The organism is Kitasatospora sp. NPDC098652 (genome assembly GCF_044760155.1).
GTDB lineage: Bacteria > Actinomycetota > Actinomycetes > Streptomycetales > Streptomycetaceae > Kitasatospora.
This window is the reverse complement of record NZ_JBIWAQ010000009.1, coordinates 207,528-228,814: the sequence shown is the minus strand read 5'-3', so window position 1 is coordinate 228,814 and position 21,287 is coordinate 207,528. Positions and strand designations below refer to the sequence as shown.

Below are 21,287 nucleotides of genomic sequence, written 5' to 3'. Positions count from 1 at the left end.
GGGATCAGACCGCCGCTTCCAGCTCTGCGTCGATCTTCACCATGAGCTGCTCCTGGACCTCGGCCACCCCGATCTGCTGGAGCAGTTCGGCGAAGAAGCCGCGGACCACCAGGCGGCGGGCCTCCTCGGCCGGGATGCCGCGGGCCATCAGGTAGAACAGCTGCTCGTCGTCGAAGCGGCCGGTCGCCGAGGCGTGGCCGGCGCCGACGATCTCGCCGGTCTCGATCTCCAGGTTCGGGATCGAGTCGACCCGGGCACCGTCGGTGAGCACCAGGTTCCGGTTGAGCTCGTAGGTGTCGGTGCCGACCGCGGCGGCGCGGATCAGCACGTCGCCGACCCAGACCGCGTGGGCGTCCTGGCCCTGCAGCGCGCCCTTGTACGCCACGTTCGACCGGCAGTGCGGCGTGTCGTGGTCGATGACCAGGCGGTGCTCCAGGTGCTGGCCGGCGTCGGCGAAGTAGAGGCCGAACAGCTCGGCCTCGCCGCCGGGGCCGGCGTAGTTGACCCGCGGGTGGAGGCGGACCAAGTCGCCGCCGAAGGTGACGACCACGGACTTGAACGAGGCGTCCCGGCCGACCAGCGCGCTGTGCTGGGCGACGTGGACGGCGTCCCGGTCCCAGTCCTGCACGGAGACGAAGGTGAGCTTGGCACCGTCGCCGACCAGCACCTCGACGTTGGCGGCCCGGGTGCCGGTGCCCTCGTGGTTGAGCACCACGACGGCCTCGGCGAACGGCTTGACGTCGATCACCACGTGGGCGAAGCGGACCCCGCCCTCGCCCCGCACGTCGATCCGGACCGGCTCGGTCAGCACCGCGTCCTTGGGGACGGTGACCACGAGCGCCTGCTCGAACGCGCTGAACGCCTGCGCGGCGACCCGGTCGACCGGCGTACCGGCCTTGCCCAGCCGGGCGTCGTCGCGGCCGACGGTCTCGGCGGTGACGCCGTCCGGCAGCGCGAACTCGACCTTGTCCTCGCCCCGCTCGCCGGCCGCGGCGGTGCCGTCGTGCAGGCCGGCGAGGCGGTGCAGCGGGGTGAACCGCCAGTCCTCCTCGCGGCCGGTGGGCACCGGGAAGTCGTTCACGTCGAAGGACGGCTTGACCGCGACGCGCGCGTCGATCGGCTGGTGCACGGTGGTCCGGCCGGTGCCGGGGCCGGCGAGCTGCGCGCCCGCGCCGGCGGTGCCGACCTCGATCGAACCGGCGGTGGTGGAGCCGGTGGTGTTCTGAACGTCAGCCATGGCTGTTCGTAGTGCTCTCTTCCTCAGAAATTCCGGATGGATGGCGGCGGTACGGCCGGTCGTCAGCCGACCGCGCCCTCCATCTGCAGCTCGATCAGCCGGTTGAGCTCCAGCGCGTACTCCATCGGCAGCTCGCGCGCGATCGGCTCGACGAAGCCGCGGACGATCATCGCCATCGCCTCGAACTCGGTCATGCCGCGGCTCATCAGGTAGAACAGCTGGTCCTCGCTGACCTTGGAGACGGTCGCCTCGTGGCCCATGGACACGTCGTCCTCGCGGACGTCCACGTACGGGTAGGTGTCCGAGCGGGAGATCGTGTCGACCAGCAGCGCGTCGCACAGCACGTTGGACTTGGCGCCCTTGGAGCCCTCACCGATCTCGATCAGACCGCGGTAGGAGGTCCGGCCGCCGCCGCGCGCCACCGACTTGGAGACGATATTGGACGAGGTGTTCGGCGCCATGTGCACCATCTTGGCGCCGGCGTCCTGGTGCTGGCCCTCGCCCGCGAAGGCGATCGACAGGGTCTCGCCCTTGGCGTGCTCGCCCATCAGGTAGACGGCCGGGTACTTCATGGTGACCTTGGAGCCGATGTTGCCGTCGACCCACTCCATGGTCGCGCCCTCGTACGCCACGGCGCGCTTGGTGACCAGGTTGTAGACGTTGTTCGACCAGTTCTGGATGGTCGTGTAGCGGCAGCGGCCGCCCTTCTTGACGATGATCTCGACGACCGCCGAGTGCAGCGAGTCGGAGGAGTAGATCGGCGCGGTGCAGCCCTCGACGTAGTGGACGTAGGCGTCCTCGTCGACGATGATCAGCGTCCGCTCGAACTGGCCCATGTTCTCGGTGTTGATCCGGAAGTAGGCCTGGAGCGGGATGTCGACGTGCACGCCCTTCGGCACGTAGATGAACGAGCCGCCGGACCACACCGCCGTGTTCAGCGCGGCGAACTTGTTGTCGCCGGCCGGGATGACGGTGCCGAAGTACTCCTTGAAGATCTCCGGGTGCTCGCGCAGCGCGGTGTCGGTGTCCAGGAAGATGACGCCCTGCTCCTCCAGGTCCTCGCGGATCTGGTGGTAGACGACCTCGGACTCGTACTGGGCGGCGACACCGGCGACCAGGCGCTGCTTCTCCGCCTCCGGGATGCCCAGCTTGTCGTACGTGGCCTTGATGTCCGCGGGCAGGTCCTCCCAGGACTCGGCCTGCTTCTCGGTGGAGCGGACGAAGTACTTGATGTTGTCGAAGTCGATGCCGGTGAGGTCGGAGCCCCAGGTCGGCATGGGCTTCTTGCCGAACAGCTTGAGGCCCTTGAGCCGCAGGTTCAGCATCCACTCGGACTCGTTCTTCTTCGCCGAGATGTCGCGGACGACCTCCTCGCTGAGCCCGCGCTTGGCCGCGGCACCGGCGGTGTCCGGGTCGGCCCAGCCGTACTCGTAATTGCCGAGGCCTTCGAGCTCGGGGTGCGAAACGGTGTCAGTCATGCGAGCTTCCTAACGCGCGGACGCTGAATCTTCGGTGGACGCGGAGTTTTCATGTACTGGCAGTCGGCGCCGCATCGGAACCGTGGCCCGCGGTGCGCTGGGCGGGCGACGATGCGGCACCGGGTGCCGGCACATAGGTGGTGCAGACCCCGTCGCCGTGGGCGATGGTGGCCAGCCGTTGCACATGGGTGCCCAGGAGCTGGGAGAAGACCTCGGTCTCCGCCTCGCAGAGCTGCGGGAACTGCTCGGCGATGTGCGCGACCGGGCAGTGGTGCTGGCAGAGCTGGGCGCCCGCCGGGGCCTTGGCCACGGCCGACGGGACACGCCGCACCGTGGCAGCGTACCCGTCCGCGCTCAGCGCCTGGGCAAGGGCCTCCGGGCGGTCCTGGACCTCGGCCTGCCGCAGGGTCTCCAGGTACTTCTCGGCCTGCTTGCCGAAGCGGGCGCGGGCGAAGGCGGCGACCGCCTCCTCACCCGCCTCGCCGCCGCCCACCGAGTCCGCGATCCAACGCAGGGCGTCGGCGGCGAGCTGGTCGTACGCCTGGTAGAAGGCGTCCCGGCCGGCGTCGGTGAGGGCGAAGACCTTGGCCGGGCGGCCCCGGCCCCGGCTGCCGTAGACCCGCTGCTCGCGGGACTCGACCAGACGGGCGGCGGCTAGGCCGTCCAGGTGGCGGCGGACGGCGGCGGCGGTGAGGCCGAGCCGGGTCGCCAGGTCGGCGGCGGAGGAGGGGCCGTGGTCCAGGATCGACCGGGCGACCCGGTCCCGGGTGGCCCGGTGGCCCTCCAGCAGCACCTCGGCCGCCGTCACGGGCACGTCGAAGCCGGGGGCCGACTCGGCCTCCTGCTGCGGGGTGTGCTCGCGCATGTTTTTCACAACACCAGTGTTGCGTAATTACTTCCGACAGGACAAGCCGTGATCCAGGCCTCACTCGTGTCATCTGTCACGCAGGCAAGCCTTACCTGACCTGCGTAAACGATCACCAAGGCCGATGTCCGGCCCGGGCGTTCGGCCCTCTTAGACTCGCCGGTATGAACCCCGTACCCGCGGTCCAGGTCGCCGGGCTGGTCAAACGCTACGGTGACAAGGCCGCGGTGGACGGCCTCGACCTGACCATCGCGACCGGCGCGATCACCGCCGTCCTCGGCCCCAACGGCGCCGGCAAGACCACCACCATCGAGACCTGCGAGGGCTACCGCCGCCCCGACGCCGGCACCGTCCGCGTCCTCGGCCTCGACCCGGTCACCCAGAGCGCCGCCCTGCGGCCCCGGATCGGCGTGATGCTCCAGTCCGGGGGCGTGTACGCGGGCGCGCGCGCCGTCGAGATGCTCCGGCACACCGCCAAGCTGCACGCCCACCCGCTGGACGTGGACGCCCTGGTCGAGCGCCTCGGCCTCGGCTCCTGCGGCCGCACCACCTACCGCCGGCTCTCCGGCGGCCAGCAGCAGCGGCTCGCCCTCGCGATGGCCGTGGTCGGCCGCCCCGAACTGGTCTTCCTGGACGAACCCACCGCCGGCCTCGACCCCCAGGCCCGCCGCGCCACCTGGGACCTGGTCCGCGACCTGCGCCGGGACGGCGTCACCGTGGTCGTCACCACCCACCACATGGACGAGGCCGAACAGCTCGCCGACCGCGTCGCCGTCGTCGACCGCGGCAAGGTCATCGCCGACGGCACCGTGACCGAGCTGTGCCGCGGCGGCGCCGAGGACGCCCTGCGCTTCGACGGCCCGCCCGGCCTCGACCTCGCCCCACTGCTCAAGGAACTGCCCGCCGGCGCCACCGCCGCCGAGGCCGCCCCCGGCAGCTACCGCGTCGAGGCCCCCCTCGACCCCAGCCGGCTGCTGGCCGCCGTCACCGGCTGGTGCGCGGCCTCCGGCATCCTGCCCGAACGGCTGGCCGTGCAGCGCCGCAGCCTCGAAGACGTCTTCCTCGACCTGACCGGACGGGAGCTCCGCTCGTGAGTACGTACGCGCCGAAGCCCGGCGCCGCACCCGTCGGCCGGATGCTGCTCGCCCAGACCGCCTTCGAGACGAGGATGCTGCTGCGCAACGGTGAGCAGCTGCTGCTCACCGTGGTCATCCCGACCGTGCTGCTGGTGCTGTTCTCCGCCGTGGACGTCGTCGCCGTGGTGGGCCCCGGCAAGCGGGTCGACTTCCTGGCCCCCGGCCTGCTCGCACTGGCCGTGATGTCCACCGCCTTCACCGGGCAGGCCATCGCCACCGGCTTCGAGCGCCGCTACGGCGTGCTCAAGCGGCTCGGCGCCAGCCCGCTGCCGCGCTGGACGCTGCTGACCGCCAAGACCGGCTGCGTGCTGGTCACCGAGGTGCTGCAGGTCGCCCTGCTGTCGGTGATCGCCCTGGCCCTCGGCTGGTCCCCGCACGGGCTCGCCACCCCGCAGGGGGCACTGGCCGTCGCCGCCCTGCTGGTCCTCGGCACCGCCGCCTTCTCCGGCCTGGGCCTGCTGATGGCCGGCACCCTCAAGGCCGAGGCCACCCTGGCCGCCGCCAACCTGGTGTTCATCCTGCTGCTGCTGGCCGGCGGGGTGATCGTGCCGCTGAGCAAGTTCCCGGACGCCGTGCGGTCGGTGCTGGAGCTGCTGCCGATCTCGGCGCTCTCGGACGGGCTGCGCTCGGTGCTCCAGCACGGCGCCGGGGTGCCCTGGTCGGACCTCGGGATCCTGGCCGGCTGGGCCGTCCTGGGGCTGGCCGCGGCCGCCCGGTTCTTCCGCTGGGAGTAGCGCCGCCTCCCCTTCGATGCCTGACGCCCCCGACCTCAACAGGTCGGGGGCGTCAGGCATTTCAGCCGATCATCGGGGGTCAGCCCTGGCTGCCACCGCGCCGCTTGCGGGCGAGCAGCACGAGCGCGCCACCGACCAGCAGCACGCCGCCACCGGCCGCCGCGATCATCGGGGTGGCGTCGTTGCTACCGGTCTGGGCCAGCGCCGGGGCGCTGGTGCTGGGCACCGGGGCGGGCGTGCTCTTGCTGGGGGTGGGGGTCGCCGACGGGGTCCCGCTCGGGGTGGGCGTCGCCGACGGGGTGCCGGTCGGCGTCTGCGTCGGGGTGGGGGTCGGCGTCGGGGTGGGGGTCTTGGTGGGGGTGGGGGTCGGCGTGGGGGTCGGCGTGGGGGTCGGGGTGTGGCACGGCGCGATGGTCTTGGTCTCGTCGATGTTCCACCCCTTCTCCGCCGGGGTCTCGGTGGTCTTGACCACCAGGTGGGCGACGATCGGGGCGTCGTGGTCCTTCACCGGGTACTTGCCGTGGAACTCCGCCGGGAACCCCTGGGCGTCCACGACCTTCTCGTCACCGATGGTCAGGCTGACGGTGTTCTTCACGTCAGGCTTGGGGCTGTAGTTGATCAGGTCGACCACGACCTGGTCGCAGGTCACCGACCAGGTCGGCACGTGCGCCGAGGCGTTGGTGGCCAGCGCCAGCGGCAGGAGAATTCCGGCCGCCGCCGTACCGGCGAGTGCCGCCGCGCCCATCCGAATGTGCCGCTGCTGTCGCGCCATTACCCTGTTCCCCTCCGAACGGTCTTGCGCAGCAGGCGGGTTGAAGTGGTTCGCGGTGGCCCACTACGACATGTCCGGGGGACTCTACCGGCACTCCCACACCTCGCCACACCCCGCCGTACGACCGGATTTCGTCTGTCCGTGCGTTCCTGGATGTGCTCGACCAGCCCATCACAGCCGCCACCTCGCAGAACGCGGATTCGGCAAACTTGAATGAACTTGGTCACTTTCAGCACACAACGGCGCCCCCGGTGATCAGGTTCAATCACCGGGGGCGCCCTGTCGACACGTCGACGAACGCACGTCAACGGACAGTCGGACCGCTCAGGCCTTCCAGAGCTTTCAGACCTCTCAGGCCCGCTTCGCGGCCTTGCGCCGGGCCGCGACCACGATCCCGCCACCGGCCGCCAGCACCACGGCGCCGCCGATCGCCAGCGGCAGCACCGGACCGGAGCCGGTGTGCGCCAGGTTGCCGCCCTCGTTCGACGGGGCGGACGGACTCACCGAACCCGGGGCGGCCGGGCCGCCCGTCGAAGCGGAGGCCGACGGGCTCGCCGAACCGCCCGCACTGGGCTTGCCGCTCATCGGCGCGGACGGGCTGCCCGACGGGCTCGCCGAACCGCTCGGCGTCACCGACGGCGAACCGCTCGGCACCACCGGCGGAACGGTCGGCGTACCGGTCGGGGTCGGCACCGGCGTCCCCGGCAGGCAACCGGTGAAGGGGTAGTGGTGGGTCTCGGCGCCGCCCTTGCCGGTCAGCGAGGCCGCGATCACCGAGCCGTTGACCGGGCCGCCACTGCCGAGCTCGAAGGCCGCGTTGGGCGCGAGCACCGTCCCGGCCCAGGCGGCGTTGCTGTTCTTGACCACCTTGGTCGCGGTGGGGAAGTTCCAGAGCAGCTTGGCCCGGATCGCGCCGCCCGCCGCGCTCAGGTTCTTGTCGTCCAGCAGGAAGGCCGACCTGCCCTCGTCCCACAGGTGGAAGCCGGTGGTCCCGGCCGCCGCCATGTCGTACGAGCCGCCGGTCACGTTGATGACGGTCACCGAGCCGGCCGGCACCTTGACGAAGACGTCCTTGGCGCCCTGGAGCTTCCCGGCGTCGACGGTGAAGCTGTTGTACGTGGCGTCGCCACCGGTGAAGGTGAGCTCGGTGCCCGTGGCCTGGACGGTGGCCCCGGCGGTCTGCGGCACGGCGGCCAGCGCGGTGGAAGCGGCGCGCAGCTTGGTGAACTCGGCCTTGAAGTCGATCGGCGAGGGGCCCTGGGCGATCTTGCCCTGGTGGGCCTCGACCACGGCGCCGTCGGCCTTCGAACCGTAGACGCCGTTGCCCTTCATCACCTGGGTGTTGTGGCCGGTGATCTTGCCGGCCACGACCAGGGCGTTCCGGCCGGGCAGGGCGTCGACCTCGGCGGCGGTGAGCTCCTGGCCGACGGAGAAGCCGCCGGTGAAGTCGGCGTTGCCGCCGACCGCGACGGCACCCTCGGCGTCGGGGGTGTGGGTGTCGTCGCCCTCGATGAACTCGCCGTACAGGTTGGCGACCCCGAGGTTGCGGCACTGCTCGTCGGCGGCGACGGTGCCGGCGGCCTGGGCGGCCGGCGCGATCAGGGCGGCGAGTGCGAGCGAGCCGCCGACCGCGAGCGCGGCGGCGGAGGTGGGTATGCGCATGTGCAGGATCTCCGCTTACGTGCGGGAAGTGGGATGGGCCCGGAAAAAGGTATGGACCAATCCGCACTCTTTCGGCCAAACGGGTGAATGGTCAAGACCACTGACCGCCTTGTCCGAACAGTCCGGTTTGATCGCCGGCGGCCCCACCCCGCGCCCCGCCCCAAGATCGCCCGTAAGGCCGCCTACGATGGAGCCCGTGCTGAACCCCTTCTCCCTGCTCGCCGAGCGCTGGCAGCCCTCCGCCGCGATGGTCCGGCGCGCCACGTTCGCCGCGCTGGTGATGAGCGTGGTGATCGTCGTCACCGGCGGCGCCGTCCGGCTCACCGCCTCCGGCCTCGGCTGTACCACGTGGCCCCGCTGCACCGCCGAGAGCCTGACGCCCACGGCGGAGATGGGCTTCCACGGCGTCGTCGAGTTCACCAACCGGATGCTCACGTACGTGCTGAGCGCGGCGGTCGGCTGGGCGATCCTCGCCGCGCGCTGCCACCGCCCGTGGCGGCGCAGCATGACCAAGCTCGGCTGGGCCCAGTTCTGGCTCGTGATGAGCAACGCCGTCCTCGGCGGCATCACGGTGCTGACAGGCCTCAACCCGTACACCGTGGCGCTGCACATGATCGCCGCGATGGCGCTGGTCTGGGTCGCCCTCCTCATGTGGGAGCGCGGCAAGGAAGGCGACGGCCCGGCAAAGCTCGCGGTCGCCCGCCCGATCCACCAGCTCTCCTACGTCCTGGTCACGGTGGTCGGCCTGCTCGTCGCGGCGGGCACCCTGGTCACCGGCGCCGGCCACCACCCGGGAACGCCGAAGGACAACAAGATCGTGCCGCGCATCCCGATCGACTACGACCGCCTCGCGCAGTTCCACGCAGACCTGGCGTTCGTCTCGGTCGGCCTGACCATCGCGATGATCTTCGTCTTCGCGGCCATCAAGGCCCCCCCGGCCGCCAAGGCCCGCGCGAAGGAGTTGCTCGCCGTCCTGCTCCTCCAGGGCGTCCTCGGCTTCATCCAGTACTTCACCGACGCCCCCGAGCTCATGGTCGGCCTCCACATGCTGGGAGCCTCCCTGACCTGGATCGCCGCCCTCCGCATCCCCCTCGCCCTCCGCACCCGCGAGACGGCGGAGGCCGCCGACCACCTCCCCGCCCAGACCCCCCAGACCGCCGCAGTCTGACCATCACCGAAGGCCCCCATCCAAGGGCGGTTTCTAGGGGTCGTTGCAACACATGGCCGTGTTGATCAGGCCGCGAGCAGTTTATGCAGGCGCTCGGCTGGGGTTTCCCAGCCGAGCGTTTTGCGTGGGCGGCCGTTGAGTTCGGCGGCGACGGCGGCAAGGTGCTCCGGGCCGTGGGCCGATAGGTCGGTGCCCTTCGGGAAGTACTGCCGCAGCAGGCCGTTGGTGTTCTCGTTGGAGCCGCGCTGCCAGGGACTGGCCGGGTCGCAGAAGTAGACCGGGACGCCGGTGGCGATGGTGAACGCGCCGTGCGCGGCCATCTCCGCGCCTTGGTCCCAGGTCAGCGACCGCGCCAGGTGACCGGGCAAGGTCTGGACGGTCTCCACCAGGGCATCGCGCACGTGCTCGGCGGTGCGGCCGTTCGGCAGGTGCAGGAGCAGGACGTAGCGGGTGGCGCGCTCGACTAGGGTGCCGATCGCGGAGGCACCGTCCTTGCCGATGATCAGATCGCCCTCCCAGTGACCGGGAACCGCCCGGTCCTCGGCCTCGGCCGGGCGCTCGCTGATCATGACCATCGGTGTGGAGAAGCGGGGCTGGCGGCAGTTGGCCTGCCGATGCGGCTTGCGCCGGGCGCGGCCGGAGCGCAGGGCGGCGGCCAGCTCCCGGCGAAGCTCGCCCCTGCCCTGGATGTAGAGGGCCTGGTAGACCGTCTCGTGGACCACGTGCATCTCCGGCCGCTCGGGAAAGGTGTCCCGCAGAGCCTGGCAGATCTGCTCCGGGCTCCACTTGCGGTCAAGGTGGTCCTGGATGAAGTCCCGCAGCTCGGGATTCTGCCCGATCTTGCCGCGCTTCGGGCGGGGCCGGCGGGCGTCGGCGCGGGCCTGAGCGGCATGCGGCCGGTAGGCGATGCGCTGTTGGTCTCCGCGCAGCGGCGTGCCGTTGCGGTGGACCTCCCGGCTCACCGTTGAGGGGCTGCGGCCGAGCTCGGCGGCGATCTCGCGGATGGACGCCTTCTCCCGCAGGCGGTCGGCGATGTATATCCGATCCGCCTCGCGCAGGTAGCGGGACGGGCCGGAAGCCGGCAACGCAGCCAGGACCGGCGGCCTGGCCTTGTCCTTGCCCGACGCGTTGCGGCCGTTGCGCCACCGCTTGCCCGTGCGCAGATTGATCCCGACGCGTCTGCACGCTTCCCGACTGCTCAGGCCCTGGTCCATGAGCCGGAAGTATTCCTCCCGCTCACGGACCAGGGTCCTGGTCCCCTGAGCCACCGTCCGGTTCATCCGGATCTCGAACATCGCACCCCTTGAACTGGGGTGTTGCAACGATCCTTAGAACCCAAGAAGTCGGATGGGGGCCTTCGCCGTCACGATCAACGGCGGCTAGCGCACCACGGGGATCTCTCCGGAGCGCCAGTCGGCCAGCCGCTTGCGGATGCTCGACACCATCGGCAGCCCGTCCATCTCGTCCGGGGTGAACCACGCCACCTCGTGGGACTCATCGGAGACCCGCAACTCCCCACCGATCGGGCGTCCGAGGAGGCAGATGGAGAACTCCTGGCGGACCTCTCCGTCGTCATAGGCGAACACATGGCCCGGGTCGGTGTAGGTGCCGACGATCCCGGTGATCGCGATGTCGATGCCGGTCTCCTCACGGGTCTCACGGACACCGCAACCAGCGAGCGACTCCCCGATGTCCATCCTGCCGCCGGGCAGCGCCCACATCCCGTTGTCCGTGCGCCGCTGGAGCAGGACCCGGCCCGCATCGTCGACCACGACCACGGACGCGGCCGGGACCAGCGAGTTCGCCTCGGGAGCAGTCGGGTCATTCTCGTAGTCACGCCTCGGCATCATCCACCTCATCGACTGTCTGACGTCAACGGATGCCACCCCTGGCCCGCGGGAGCGACAGCCGCCACCACGGTGGGGCCCCTACCCTGTCACAGCAGGTGCCGACCGTCATGAGTCCTGACACTCGGTGCGGCGTCGCCCCGAAGCCCGTCCAGCACACGCACGGCATAGACCTCCGCCATGCGCTCAGCGACCTCGTCCGGGGTGAGCCAGGCAACCTCGATCGACTCGTCCGAGAGCCGCGCGATCTGATTCTCCGGACTGCACCGAAAGACGAGAGCAATGACCCCTCGACGTAGGTTCTTGTAGACCCCGGTCAGCCGCTCCACGCAGACCTTGATGCCGGTCTCCTCGTAGACCTCGCGACGCACCCCGTCCTCGACGGCCTCATCCAGCTCCAGCACCCCACCTGGCAGCTCCCAGGTCCCGTTGTCAGCCCGGCGAATTGCCAACACCCGACCGTCCTCCCGCACCACCACCCGCGCGACCGACACCGAGTGGAGCTTCGCGGTGTCGCTCGTCACGTGGTCGCCCCTGAGAGCCTGCCGAACGTAGGACGGAGCAGGTCCAGGACATGGGTCCAGCTGTACTCATCGGGCGCTCCGCCGGACTTGGGCTTGTGGGGTACGGAGTCGCCTACCAGGACGCCCATCGAGCGCAGCCGGGCCAGGCTCTCCGAATACGCCGGGTGGGCTGCCAGCGCGGAATTGACGTAGGGCTGCACGACTACTGGGATCCCGAGCCCGTACGCCTCGCAGAGGATGCCGAGCGCGAGCGTGTCAGCGATCCCGAGGGCCCACTTGTTGATGGTGTTGAAGGTGGCTGAGACGACCGCGATGGCATCGGCCCCAGGCAGCGGCCGTGAACCACCGGGCGTGCGCCAGGCCGAGCGGATCGGATAGCCGGTCTGGGCCTCGATGGCTTCCTGGTCCAGGAAGCCGAGGGCGTTGGGAGTGGCGATCACCCCGACCTTCCATCCCTCGGCACGGGCAGCGGTGATCAGTTCGCCCACGCCGCCGGCGATTCCCGATGCGCAGACGATGACGTACAGAAACGGCTCACGGTGCTCGGTCAAACCTGAACTCCTGTTCGTAGGAACACATCCCGCCGCCTTCAGCGAGTATCGTCCGACTGGCTGCTACGAACGGAGTACCAGTATGCCCAGGCACATCTCCGAGCACACGGGCGAACGCATCGCCCAGTACCGCAAGCTCCGCCACCTGACCCAGCGGGAACTCGCCGCTCGCGCCCACATCTCTTACAGCATGCTGACCAAGGTCGAGCAGGGAGCCAAGCCGGCCACTCCCGCAGTGATCGCCGCGGTAGCCCGGGCGCTGTTCGTCCAGACCGTCGACCTCACCGGTCAGCCGTACATGACCGAGTTGCAGCAGGACGAACTCGATGTGCTGATCCAGCCGATCCGCGAGGCACTTGATCTGTACGACCTCGGCGTCGATCCCGAGATCATCCCCCGCTCGGTGGATGAACTGCACTCCGCCTCGGAGCAGTTGTGCGCCAAGGTCCGCGAGACCCGAATCAAGGACGCCGCCCGAGCTCTTCCAACCCTGATGATCGAGGCCACGACGGCCGCGCACGCGGCACCTTCCGAGAAGGCGTGGCAGGTACTGGCGAGCACCTACCGCACGGCCTACGACATCACCTCGAAGTTGGGCTACAGCGATCTTTGTGTCGTGGCTCTGGACCGCATGGCGTGGGCGTCCGAGCGCGCGTCCGACCCAGTGGTCGCCGGAGTTCGCCAGTACCTGCGATCGCTGGTCTACCTCCGAGCAGGCCAGTACGACATCGGGAAGCGACTCGTCGGGGTCGGCATGGGCACCCTCGAACAAGCTGACAGCAGCCGGATCCGGGACGTGGCAGTGGGGCAACTGCACCTCGGCGCCGCCATGTTGGCCGCGCGATCCGGGGACGGCGACACGGCGGCCGAACACGTTGCGGAGGCGGCGCGGATCGCCGAGGTCACCGGCGAGGCCACGCGAGTGCACTGGCTCTCGTTCGGACCGACGAACGTCGCCGTGCACCAAGTAGCGACTCTGGCCGAGCAGTACCGGTACGCAGAAGCTGTCCGAGCCGCCGAACAGGTCCAGATCCCCGCAGAGTGGCCTGCCTCGCGAGCTGCCGCACACGTCGCGGAGGTAGCGCGGGCGCAGTTGTGGATCGGGCGCTCGGAGGCGTCGTTGAAGTCCTTGCAGCATGCAAGGGAGCTGGCACCACAGCAGATGCGCTACCACCCGATGGTGCGTGAGACGGTCGCCGGCCTTCTCTCGGCCCGCCGGTCGACACCTGGCACCCTCGCGAACATGGCGCACTGGGTCGGCGTCTGATCATCACTCCCTGAGGTTGGACTATCACCAAGGAGTGATAGTCCGCCCCTTCTCCTGCGGCAATGCTCTCCGTAACGAGATGACTACGCCAAGGAGAAGCGCCGATGACCCTCCTCTCGAACGCTCTGAGAGGCGACGCGGTACTCCACCAGATCCCGGACGCGAGCACCCGCCCCCGTGCCACACCGGCGACCGTCTGCCTGCCCTACCGGCCCGAGTCAGTGGGCGCTGCTCGGCGCTTCGTCTGCGCGCAGCTGCGGGAATGGGGGCTGGACGACCTGGTGGACGACGCCGTCGTGATCGTCAGCGAACTGGCCACCAACTCCATCAAGACCGGCTGCCAGACCCGCATGCTCATCGGCGTCCGCCGTCCGAGCGACCGGATCGTCCGCATCCTGGTCGGTGACGGCTCCCGCTCGATGCCCGTGATGGTCCAGGCCGGGCCGGACGCCACGTCCGGCCGGGGGCTGTCGATGGTCCACCGGCTCACTCACGGCCGTTGGGGCGTCACGCCCCTCCCCTTCGGCAAGGTCGTCCACGCCGACCTCGCGACGCCCACGCCGAACCCCCGGTGAACTCACAACCGCCGGACAACACTTACGACTCCGACGATGCGCCGCCGCCCCCGCCCATCCCCGACCCGACCCGGGTCTGGGCCGCCTACGGGGTGTCCACCGCCGCCGGCCTGCACGTCATCACCGCGGCCCTGATCCTGATCAACCGCGCCCGCTGAACTCCCGGCCGCGCCGCCGCCCCGGCGCCGCGGCCGGGCTCACCCAGCAACTCAGCAGGTCTGCCGAGTTGCTGTTCTCGCCCTCAACCATCACACCCGAGGAGGAACAGTCCAGATGACCACCGCACCGTGGGGTACCACCCGCATGGCGCCGTACCCCGAGTCCAGGCCCATCCCGGCCCTCACGCCCGTGATCGATCCCGAAACGCAGGTCGCCGTGTTCGTGGACGAGCACGGGCGCACGGTCGAGATGGGGGCGCACGGCACCAGCACCGAGACCAGCACGCCCACGAACACGGGCGGCGGCGACGGCCAGAGCGGGCAGCAGAACGCGCCCACCGACATGGACAGCATGCCCGCGAACGACCAGGACCAGGGAACGGGCTGACATGGCACCGGATCGGCACCGGGCCAGTGTCCTGGTCCTGACCAACGCCTACGACGTGACAGCCGACGTAGTGCTCCGCATCCTGGCCGAACGCAGGGTCCCGGTCGTCCGGGTCGACCCCGGTGCCGATCTGCTCGGAGGTGCCCCGCTGACCGCCCACTACCGCACGGGCGGTCAGCGGGGCGTTCTCCGCACGCCGAGCCGGGACCTGGACCTCACCCGGGTGCGATCGGTCTGGGTCCGCCGACCCTCTCCCTACGAGGCATCCCGGGGGCTCGACGAGCACTCGGCGAGGTTCGCCAACTCACAGGCGTTCTGGGGCGTCGGCGGCATTCTCGCATCGCTCCCCGGAGCCCATTACGTCAATCACCCATGGCGCATCCGCGATGCGGAGTACAAACCCGCCCAGCTCGCCGTGGCGAGCCGGGCGGGGTTCCTGGTCCCGGACACGGTCATCACCACCGATCCCGCCGAAGCACGCCGGTTCTGCACCGACCATCCCGGTGGAGCCGTCTACAAACCGCTGTGGGACAGCCGCTTCCGCGCCGAGGACGGCACCGCACGGACGGTGTGGGTACGGGAAGTCGACCCCACCGAGATCACCGACGCCGTATCCGTCTGCCCGCACCTGTTCCAGGCCAAGGTGGACAAGGCCTTCGACGCACGGGTCACCGCCGTTGGCGACAGACTGTTCGCGGTCCGGATCGACAGCCCGGATCTCGACTGGCGCCACCGACAGGACCTGATGACGTGCGCACCGATCGAGGTACCCGAGCCGGTCGCTCGCGCGATCACTGCCTACCTCGCCGAACTCCGCCTTACCTTCGGCGCGTTCGACTTCGCCGTGACCGCCCGCGGCGACTGGAGTTTCCTGGAGTGCAACCCAAACGGCCAATGGGCGTGGCAGCCCGCGGCGAGCACGGCCGCGATCGCCTGCGCCCTTGCCGACCAGTTGGAGAGAGGTCCCGACGCATGAGCACATCGGCTCAGCTCCGCGCAGCCCTGGTGGACAGCCTCACCGGGGATGACGAGGTCACCGACCCAGCGTGGGAGGACGCCGCCAGAAGCGTCCCCCGGGAGCTGTTCGTCGGATCCTTCTTCGTGCCGGTACCGGGGAGCAATCCGACCGCCTACCGCGCCGCTCACCGGCACGAGCCCGAATGGCTGGAGCACGTCTACAGCAACGAAACGCTGGTCACTCAACTCGACGGGCGGACCCGCCCCGAGGACGTGCCCGACGGGACCGCGACCGGCACCCCGTCCTCCTCGTCCACCCTGCCGTCCCTCGTCCTGCGCATGTGGCACCAACTCGGCGTCGAGCCCGGCCACCGGGTGCTGGAGATCGGCACCGGAACCGGCTACTCGACTGCCCTCGGCGCACACCGCCTCGGGGACGCCGCCGTCACCAGCATCGAGTACGACCCGAAAGTGGGCGCGGCCGCAGCGGCAGCCATCACCGCAGCGGGCTACGCACCCCGGCTGGTCGTCGGTGACGGACTGCTCGGCGATCCGAACGGCAGCGGCTACGACCGACTGATCGCCACCTGCGCAGTCCGCTACGTCCCTCCCCCGTGGCTGCACCAGGTGAAGCCCGGCGGGCGGATCCTGGCCACGCTCTCCGGCTGGTCCTTCGGCTTCGGCCTCGCCCTACTGACCGTGACCGGCCCCGGCGAAGCCACCGGCCGCTTCCTGCCCGGCTACACCAGCTTCATGATGGCCCGCCCCCACGACCGGCCACCCCGTCAGAGCCTGTCCCTGCTCCCGGGGGACGAACGCCCTACCCGGATCGACCCCGAGGTCATCAGCACCTGGACGGGCAGCTGGGTCGCACAGCTCGCAGCGCCCTCGGCCGAGCGGATGGGAGCCGGCGGACACCAGATCCTCTCGGACGTGGCCACCGGCTCACAGGCCCGGACCGTGCCCAACCCGGACGGTGGGTGGACCGTGATCCAGCGCGGCCCGCTCCGGCTCTGGGACCAGGTGGAAAGCGCTGTCGCAGCCTGGCAAGCGGCCGGCGAGCCGCACCAGGAGGGCTTCGGGATCACCGTCTCAGCAGCGGGGCAACGCGTCTGGATCGGTCACGAGGACGGCCCCGGCTGGAACCTGCCCATCTGAAACGGCGAACGCCCCCCGTCGACCGGTGCAGCGCCGGGCCTACTTCGGCCTGCGGCGGGCGCGGACCGTCGCGGCGGCAATCGCCAGCGGGAAGGACAGCAGGAAGAGCGTCACCGCGGGCCACAGCGGGTCGCCGTCGACGATCGCGTTCACGAGCGTGCGGAGGCCGACGACGATGAAGTGCATGCGCGCACCATAGCGCCGCCGCTCGCCGGTCTGTCCGGCGCCCTGACCAGCGACAACGGCCCGGCTCCCCCGCACGGGGAGCCGGGCCGTTCGCTGGCTGCGGGATCAGATCTGGATGCCGGCCATGCGCTTCCACTCGTACGGGCCGGTCTTGACCTTGAGGCCCAGCTCGCCCTCGAAGTTCTCGTGCAGGGTGAGCCCGGCCAGCTCCGCGGCGCGGCGGCCGACGGCGTAGGTGGGGGCGACCTGGTCGCCCCAGGCGCCGTCCGCGCCGACGGACCGTCGGGTCGGGCACTGAACTCGTCGGCACCTACCCGAACCGGGCCAGCGTGCCCCGTGAGACCTGGCTGACTCTGCTACAGGAGGCCCGGCAACAGATCGACGTACTCGTCTTCTCCGGGACGTTCTTCGCCCAGTCCAACCCCCACGTTGCCAGGATGCTCGCCGAGCGCTCAGCCGACGGGGTCCAGGTCCGGCTGTGCTTCGGTGACCCGCAGGGGCAGGCCGCCGCCGTACGAGGCCGTGAGGAAGGCATCGGCGACACCCTTGCTGCCAAGATCCGCGCCTCCCTCACCTACTACCGCCCCCTGCTTCTGGAAGACGGCTGCGAGGTGAGGCTCCACGACGCCACGCTGTACAGCTCCCTCTTCCGATACGACGACAACCTGCTGGTCAACCCGCATGTCTACGGCCAGCCGGCCAGCGCCAACCCCCTGCTGCACCTCAAGCGACTGGACTCCACCGGCTGGTTCGACAACTACGCTCAGAGCTTCGAAGCCGTCTGGACCGGCGCACGGTCATGGACGCCCGACCAGGAGGGGACCACCGCACATGGGTAGGACCGAGTACTACAACGACCCCGACGCCCCCAAGGCCAACACCCTCATCCCCGCCAGCAATCTGCTCGTCGTCGACGACTCCGGCGCCATCCTGCTGCAGCGCCGTCGGGACACGGGCCAGTGGGCCCTGCCCGGCGGTGCCCAGGACATCGGTGAGACCGCCGCGGAGTGCGCCGTGCGCGAGTGCCTGGAGGAGACCGGCATCCAAGCCGAGATCAGCGGCTTTCTCGGCGTCTACACCAACCCGAACCACATCGTCGCGTACACCGACGGCGAGATCCGCCAGCAGTACGAGAACACCTACATCGGCCGCCCGATCGGCGGAGAGCCCACGATCAACGACGAGGCCGACGACGTCCGCTTCGTCCGACCCTCCGACCTCGACCGGTACAACATCCACCCCAGCATGCGCCAACAGATCGGCGACTACCTCGCCGGCACCTACCCCCACCTCGGCTGAGCCACCAGCTCCGCCTCGACCCGCGCCACGGCCGCGAGGATTTCTGGCGACGCACGCCGGATGAACCGCCCCACCGTGCTCTCCTCCCCGTAGCGACCGAGGATCTCCGCCAGGCGTGCCCCAACCGTGGTCGGTCCACCATCGGGCGTCGTGGTCATGTCACACCACACCAGGGCGTCGACCAGCCGCTGGTCCTCCAGCAGCGGGAACTCGACCTCCAGTACCTCCCGGAGGCCGCGTTCCTCGGCTTCGAGCAGCGCGAACGAGTGGTTCGCCACCAACCGCGTGAGCTGGTCATCAGCCCCATGGGCATCACGGAGGAACCGCGCGCCGTCGAGCGGGTGGAACCCTGTTGTCGCCAGCCTCGGCGCGTAGCCGACATCGTGCAGCAGAGCTGCACGGACCAGAAGCCCGGCCTCCCGGCCGAGAATTCCTCCGAGGCGGCGGGCTCGCTCTGCCACCCCTTGAGTGTGCGCCCAGCGGCGGGGCAGTGGCTCGGCCAGCTCACCCCTCGCCACCGCTCTGGCCCACGAGGTCGGTTCTTCGCTCATGCGTCGATGGTTTCCCGTGCCGATCGCCACCACGCATGGGATCAACCGATCCACGGTCGATCGAACCGCAATCGCCTGTTCTGAGTTGGACAACGGCCCGGCTCCCCCGCCCGTCGACCGGTGCGGCGCCGGGCCTACTTCGGCCTGCGGCGGGCGCGGACCATCGCGGCGGCGATCGCCAGGGGGAAGGACAGCAGGAAGAGCGTCACCGCGGGCCACAGCCGGTCGCCGTCGACGATCGCGTTCACGAGAGTGCGGAGGCCGACAACGATGAAGTGCATGCGCGCACCATAGCGCCGCCCCTCGCCGGTCGGCCCGACGCCCCTGACCAGCGACAACGGCCCGGTTCCACCGTTTCTAGGGGGAACCGGGCCGTCGGCCTTCGAACCGGGGGGCGATCAGCCGCCGAGCTGGAGGCCGGCCATGCGCTTCCACTCGTACGGGCCGGTCTTGACCTTGAGGCCCAGCTCGCCCTCGAAGTTCTCGTGCAGGGTGAGCCCGGCCAGCTCCGCGGCGCGGCGGCCGACGGCGTAGGTGGGGGCGACCTGGTCGCCCCAGGCGCCGTCCGCGCCGACCACGACGATGCGGGTGGCCACGCCGCCGACGTACTCGACGACCGCGTCGGCGCTGCCGCCGTGCTGCTGGGCGAAGCTGGTGAGGTGCTTGGCGATGCGCTTGGCGCGGCGCTCGGTGCGGGCGTCCGACGCGGCGGCGGTGGCGGTCTCTGCGCTGCTCATGCCCGCATGCTACCCACCGGTACGCGACCTGGCGACGGGAGCACCCTGTGCACCGGGACACATACTCACACCATGACGTTCAATGGCTGGCCGGCCGAGGCGCTCGACTTCTACGAGCACCTCGAAGCCGACAATTCCAAGACCTTCTGGCAGGCCCACAAGGAGCAGTACGACGAGGTCGTACGGGCACCCATGGAACTGCTGCTCGCCGAGCTGGAGCCGGAGTTCGGGCCGGGGAAGATCTTCCGCCCCAACCGCGACGTCCGGTTCAGTGCCGACAAGTCCCCGTACAAGACGCACATCGGCGCGTACCTGGAGGCCGGCGGCTACATCCAGCTCTCCGCCGACGGCCTGGCCTGCGGCAACGGCATGTACCAGCTCGCCCCGGACCAGCTGGACCGCTACCGCGCCGCCGTCGCCGAGGACGTCAGCGGCGCCGAACTGGAGCGGGTGATCGCCCGGGTGGAGAAGGACGGCCCGCACGTCCACGGCCGGGACTCCCTCAAGACCGCCCCGCGCGGCTTCCCCAAGGACCACCCGCGGATCGAACTGCTCCGCCACAAGGGCCTGGTGGCCTGGCAGGAGTGGCCGCCCGCGAAGTGGCTCGGCACCCGCACCGCCCACACCCGGATCACCGCCTTCCTGCGCGCCTCCCAGCCGCTCAAGGACTGGCTGGACGACCACGTCGGCCCGTCCGAGCTACCCGGACGGTGAAACGCGAAGGAGCCCCGGTCCGCAACGGACCGGGGCTCCTTCCTCGACAAGCCGCTACATCACTTCACGAACGGATCGATCGCGCACACCACGAACAGCAGCGACAGATAGGTGATCGACCAGTGGAACAGCCGCATCTCCTTGAGCTTGGCGCCCACGATCCCGGCCTTGGCCCGCCCGTACAGCGCGTGCGCCTCCCGCAGCCAGAACCCGCCGAGCAGCACCGCGGCGACGGGGTACAGCCAGCTCATGTGCCCGAGCGGCCAGACCGCCAGCGAGACCGCGACCATCACCCAGGAGTAGGCGACGACCTGCTTGCCGACCGCCACGTTGCCCTTGACGACCGGCAGCATCGGCACGCCGGCCCGCTCGTAGTCGTCGCGCACCTTCATCGACAGCACCCAGGTGTGCGGCGGGGTCCAGAAGAACACCACCAGGAACAGCGCGACCGCCGCCCAGGACACCGAGTCGGTCACCGAGGACCAGCCGATCAGCACCGGCATGCAGCCGGCGATGCCGCCCCAGACGATGTTCTGCGAGGTGCGCCGCTTGAGCCCCAGCGTGTAGACGAACACGTAGAACAGCAGCGCGCCGAGCGCGAGTCCGGCGGAGAGCCAGTTGACCCCGAAGCCGAGCAGCAGGGTGGAGAGGACGCCGAGCGCGATGCCGAAGACCAGGGCCTCGCGCGGGGACACCATCCCGGTGACGATCGGCCGCCGCTCGGTGCGGGACATCAGTGCGTCGATGTCGCGGTCGATGTACATGTTGAGGGCGTTGGCGCCACCCGCCGAGAGGTAGCCGCCGACCACGACCTTGAGCACCAGCAGCATGTTCGGCACACCCTGCTGGGCCAGGAACATCACCGGCACGGTGCTCATCAGCAGCAGCTCGATGATCCGCGGCTTGGTCAGTGCGACGAACGCGCCGACACGGGCCCCGATGGGCCGGTGCGCAGGAGTCGCCCCGGTGACCCCGGCGGGACGGGTTTCGACGGCGGTCACTAACACCCCAACTGAAGATGAAACTTCGCAGGCGTCCACAGGAACGAAGGGTCCCGAATCGTCCGCTCTGCGCGTACCACGACACCATAGACGCTCCATACATCCCAACCGGCTCCGGGGTCCCCCGGCGGGGCGGACGGCCCGCCCCCGGGTCAACCGACTGGGTGAAGCCACGAAGCGCCTCCGCGGCGCCCGCGCAACCCGTCCCGACCACCCGGGCGGCGCGCCCAGCCGAATCGGGAGAGCCTGGGACGAAACGGATCAGAACGCCCTAGTGGGAATCACCATGCGGAAATCCCGGTTGTCCCGGCACGGAGGGTGA

The 21,287-nt window shown here is 70.2% G+C and carries 25 protein-coding genes and 1 pseudogene; 12 read left to right on the top strand and 14 right to left on the bottom strand.

What is annotated here, in order from left to right; translation table 11 throughout:
* Positions 1–4 precede the first annotated feature (4 nt).
* From sufD to ACIQWA_RS21395, 3 genes are all read right to left on the bottom strand, one after another.
* Positions 5–1,237 (bottom strand): Fe-S cluster assembly protein SufD, encoded by a 1,233-nt coding sequence (gene sufD, locus ACIQWA_RS21405; RefSeq protein WP_402484579.1) that lies wholly within the window; start codon positions 1,235–1,237, stop codon positions 5–7.
* 62 nt (positions 1,238–1,299) lie between these two features.
* Positions 1,300–2,715 carry a Fe-S cluster assembly protein SufB gene (gene sufB / locus ACIQWA_RS21400; protein ID WP_360236173.1) on the bottom strand — a complete coding sequence of 472 codons (1,416 nt, stop codon included), beginning with the start codon at positions 2,713–2,715 and terminating at the stop codon, positions 1,300–1,302.
* 49 nt (positions 2,716–2,764) lie between these two features.
* The gene (locus ACIQWA_RS21395) at positions 2,765–3,580 is read right to left on the bottom strand and encodes a transcriptional regulator (RefSeq protein ID WP_360236170.1); all 816 of its coding nucleotides are present in this window, start codon (positions 3,578–3,580) and stop codon (positions 2,765–2,767) included.
* A gap of 164 nt (positions 3,581–3,744) precedes the next feature.
* On the opposite strand from ACIQWA_RS21395, the gene ACIQWA_RS21390 reads away from it, so the two are divergent.
* Both ACIQWA_RS21390 and ACIQWA_RS21385 read left to right on the top strand, forming a co-directional pair.
* Positions 3,745–4,674: an ABC transporter ATP-binding protein gene (locus ACIQWA_RS21390; RefSeq protein WP_402484576.1), complete on the top strand. Its 930-nt coding sequence runs from the start codon at positions 3,745–3,747 to the stop codon at positions 4,672–4,674.
* 41 nt (positions 4,675–4,715) lie between these two features.
* A complete protein-coding gene (locus ACIQWA_RS21385; protein WP_402484745.1) occupies positions 4,716–5,450 on the top strand; it encodes an ABC transporter permease in 735 nt (244 codons plus the stop codon).
* Between the two features lie 79 nt (positions 5,451–5,529).
* Here ACIQWA_RS21385 and ACIQWA_RS21380 read toward each other — a convergent pair whose 3' ends face one another.
* Positions 5,530–6,222 (bottom strand): LAETG motif-containing sortase-dependent surface protein, encoded by a 693-nt coding sequence (locus tag ACIQWA_RS21380; protein ID WP_402484574.1) that lies wholly within the window; start codon positions 6,220–6,222, stop codon positions 5,530–5,532.
* Between the two features lie 351 nt (positions 6,223–6,573).
* Entirely contained in the window at positions 6,574–7,884 is a 1,311-nt protein-coding gene (locus tag ACIQWA_RS21375) for a choice-of-anchor A family protein (RefSeq protein WP_402484572.1), read from the bottom strand.
* Between the two features lie 187 nt (positions 7,885–8,071).
* Between ACIQWA_RS21375 and ACIQWA_RS21370 the strand changes: the two genes are divergently transcribed.
* Positions 8,072–9,052: a heme A synthase gene (locus ACIQWA_RS21370; RefSeq protein WP_402484570.1), complete on the top strand. Its 981-nt coding sequence runs from the start codon at positions 8,072–8,074 to the stop codon at positions 9,050–9,052.
* 65 nt (positions 9,053–9,117) lie between these two features.
* Here ACIQWA_RS21370 and ACIQWA_RS21365 read toward each other — a convergent pair whose 3' ends face one another.
* The 4 genes from ACIQWA_RS21365 to ACIQWA_RS21350 form a co-directional block, all read right to left on the bottom strand.
* Entirely contained in the window at positions 9,118–10,266 is a 1,149-nt protein-coding gene (locus ACIQWA_RS21365; protein ID WP_402484743.1) for an IS30 family transposase, read from the bottom strand.
* A gap of 165 nt (positions 10,267–10,431) precedes the next feature.
* Positions 10,432–10,899 (bottom strand): NUDIX domain-containing protein, encoded by a 468-nt coding sequence (locus tag ACIQWA_RS21360; protein ID WP_402484740.1) that lies wholly within the window; start codon positions 10,897–10,899, stop codon positions 10,432–10,434.
* Positions 10,900–10,988: 89 nt separating this feature from the next.
* Positions 10,989–11,423, bottom strand: a complete 435-nt coding sequence (locus ACIQWA_RS21355; protein ID WP_402484568.1) for an NUDIX domain-containing protein — start codon at positions 11,421–11,423, stop codon at positions 10,989–10,991.
* Positions 11,420–11,974, bottom strand: a complete 555-nt coding sequence (locus ACIQWA_RS21350) for a flavoprotein (protein ID WP_402484566.1) — start codon at positions 11,972–11,974, stop codon at positions 11,420–11,422. The genes ACIQWA_RS21355 and ACIQWA_RS21350 overlap by 4 nt, the downstream gene beginning before the upstream one ends.
* An 82-nt stretch (positions 11,975–12,056) precedes the next feature.
* On the opposite strand from ACIQWA_RS21350, the gene ACIQWA_RS21345 reads away from it, so the two are divergent.
* The 6 genes from ACIQWA_RS21345 to tgmC all read left to right on the top strand — a co-directional run bounded on the left by ACIQWA_RS21345 (position 12,057) and on the right by tgmC (position 16,477).
* A complete protein-coding gene (locus ACIQWA_RS21345) occupies positions 12,057–13,241 on the top strand; it encodes a helix-turn-helix domain-containing protein (RefSeq protein WP_402484564.1) in 1,185 nt (394 codons plus the stop codon).
* 104 nt (positions 13,242–13,345) lie between these two features.
* Positions 13,346–13,816 carry an ATP-binding protein gene (locus ACIQWA_RS21340; RefSeq protein WP_402484562.1) on the top strand — a complete coding sequence of 157 codons (471 nt, stop codon included), beginning with the start codon at positions 13,346–13,348 and terminating at the stop codon, positions 13,814–13,816.
* The gene (locus ACIQWA_RS21335; RefSeq protein WP_402484560.1) at positions 13,813–13,974 is read left to right on the top strand and encodes a hypothetical protein; all 162 of its coding nucleotides are present in this window, start codon (positions 13,813–13,815) and stop codon (positions 13,972–13,974) included. Before ACIQWA_RS21340 ends, ACIQWA_RS21335 begins: the two co-directional genes overlap by 4 nt.
* A 115-nt stretch (positions 13,975–14,089) precedes the next feature.
* Entirely contained in the window at positions 14,090–14,362 is a 273-nt protein-coding gene (gene tgmA / locus ACIQWA_RS21330; RefSeq protein ID WP_402484558.1) for a putative ATP-grasp-modified RiPP, read from the top strand.
* Position 14,363: 1 nt separating this feature from the next.
* Positions 14,364–15,338, top strand: a complete 975-nt coding sequence (gene tgmB, locus ACIQWA_RS21325) for an ATP-grasp ribosomal peptide maturase (RefSeq protein WP_402484556.1) — start codon at positions 14,364–14,366, stop codon at positions 15,336–15,338.
* Entirely contained in the window at positions 15,335–16,477 is a 1,143-nt protein-coding gene (gene tgmC, locus ACIQWA_RS21320; protein ID WP_402484554.1) for an ATP-grasp peptide maturase system methyltransferase, read from the top strand. Before tgmB ends, tgmC begins: the two co-directional genes overlap by 4 nt.
* 39 nt (positions 16,478–16,516) lie before the next feature.
* Here the strand turns inward: tgmC and ACIQWA_RS21315 are convergent, their stop codons facing one another.
* Positions 16,517–16,663, bottom strand: a complete 147-nt coding sequence (locus ACIQWA_RS21315) for a hypothetical protein (RefSeq protein ID WP_402484552.1) — start codon at positions 16,661–16,663, stop codon at positions 16,517–16,519.
* 284 nt (positions 16,664–16,947) lie between these two features.
* Between ACIQWA_RS21315 and ACIQWA_RS21310 the strand changes: the two are divergent.
* Both ACIQWA_RS21310 and ACIQWA_RS21305 read left to right on the top strand, forming a co-directional pair.
* Positions 16,948–17,502, top strand: a pseudogene (locus ACIQWA_RS21310) (XRE family transcriptional regulator); the annotation flags it as partial.
* Positions 17,495–17,962, top strand: a complete 468-nt coding sequence (locus ACIQWA_RS21305) for an NUDIX hydrolase (RefSeq protein WP_402484550.1) — start codon at positions 17,495–17,497, stop codon at positions 17,960–17,962. The pseudogene ACIQWA_RS21310 and the gene ACIQWA_RS21305, both read left to right, overlap by 8 nt.
* Here ACIQWA_RS21305 and ACIQWA_RS21300 read toward each other — a convergent pair.
* From ACIQWA_RS21300 to ACIQWA_RS21290, 3 genes are all read right to left on the bottom strand, one after another.
* On the bottom strand, positions 17,944–18,513 hold the full coding sequence (locus ACIQWA_RS21300) for an HD domain-containing protein (protein ID WP_402484548.1): 570 nt from the start codon (positions 18,511–18,513) through the stop codon (positions 17,944–17,946). The two genes, ACIQWA_RS21305 and ACIQWA_RS21300, sit on opposite strands and share 19 nt — an antisense overlap.
* Before the next feature lie 134 nt (positions 18,514–18,647).
* The gene (locus ACIQWA_RS21295) at positions 18,648–18,794 is read right to left on the bottom strand and encodes a hypothetical protein (RefSeq protein ID WP_402484546.1); all 147 of its coding nucleotides are present in this window, start codon (positions 18,792–18,794) and stop codon (positions 18,648–18,650) included.
* 117 nt (positions 18,795–18,911) lie between these two features.
* Positions 18,912–19,250, bottom strand: a complete 339-nt coding sequence (locus tag ACIQWA_RS21290) for a hypothetical protein (protein WP_360236128.1) — start codon at positions 19,248–19,250, stop codon at positions 18,912–18,914.
* A gap of 72 nt (positions 19,251–19,322) precedes the next feature.
* On the opposite strand from ACIQWA_RS21290, the gene ACIQWA_RS21285 reads away from it, so the two are divergent.
* Positions 19,323–19,964, top strand: a complete 642-nt coding sequence (locus ACIQWA_RS21285) for a DUF2461 domain-containing protein (RefSeq protein WP_402484544.1) — start codon at positions 19,323–19,325, stop codon at positions 19,962–19,964.
* A gap of 59 nt (positions 19,965–20,023) precedes the next feature.
* Here the strand turns inward: ACIQWA_RS21285 and ACIQWA_RS21280 are convergent, their stop codons facing one another.
* Positions 20,024–20,971: a heme o synthase gene (locus tag ACIQWA_RS21280; protein ID WP_360236122.1), complete on the bottom strand. Its 948-nt coding sequence runs from the start codon at positions 20,969–20,971 to the stop codon at positions 20,024–20,026.
* Between the last annotated feature and the right edge of the window lie 316 nt (positions 20,972–21,287).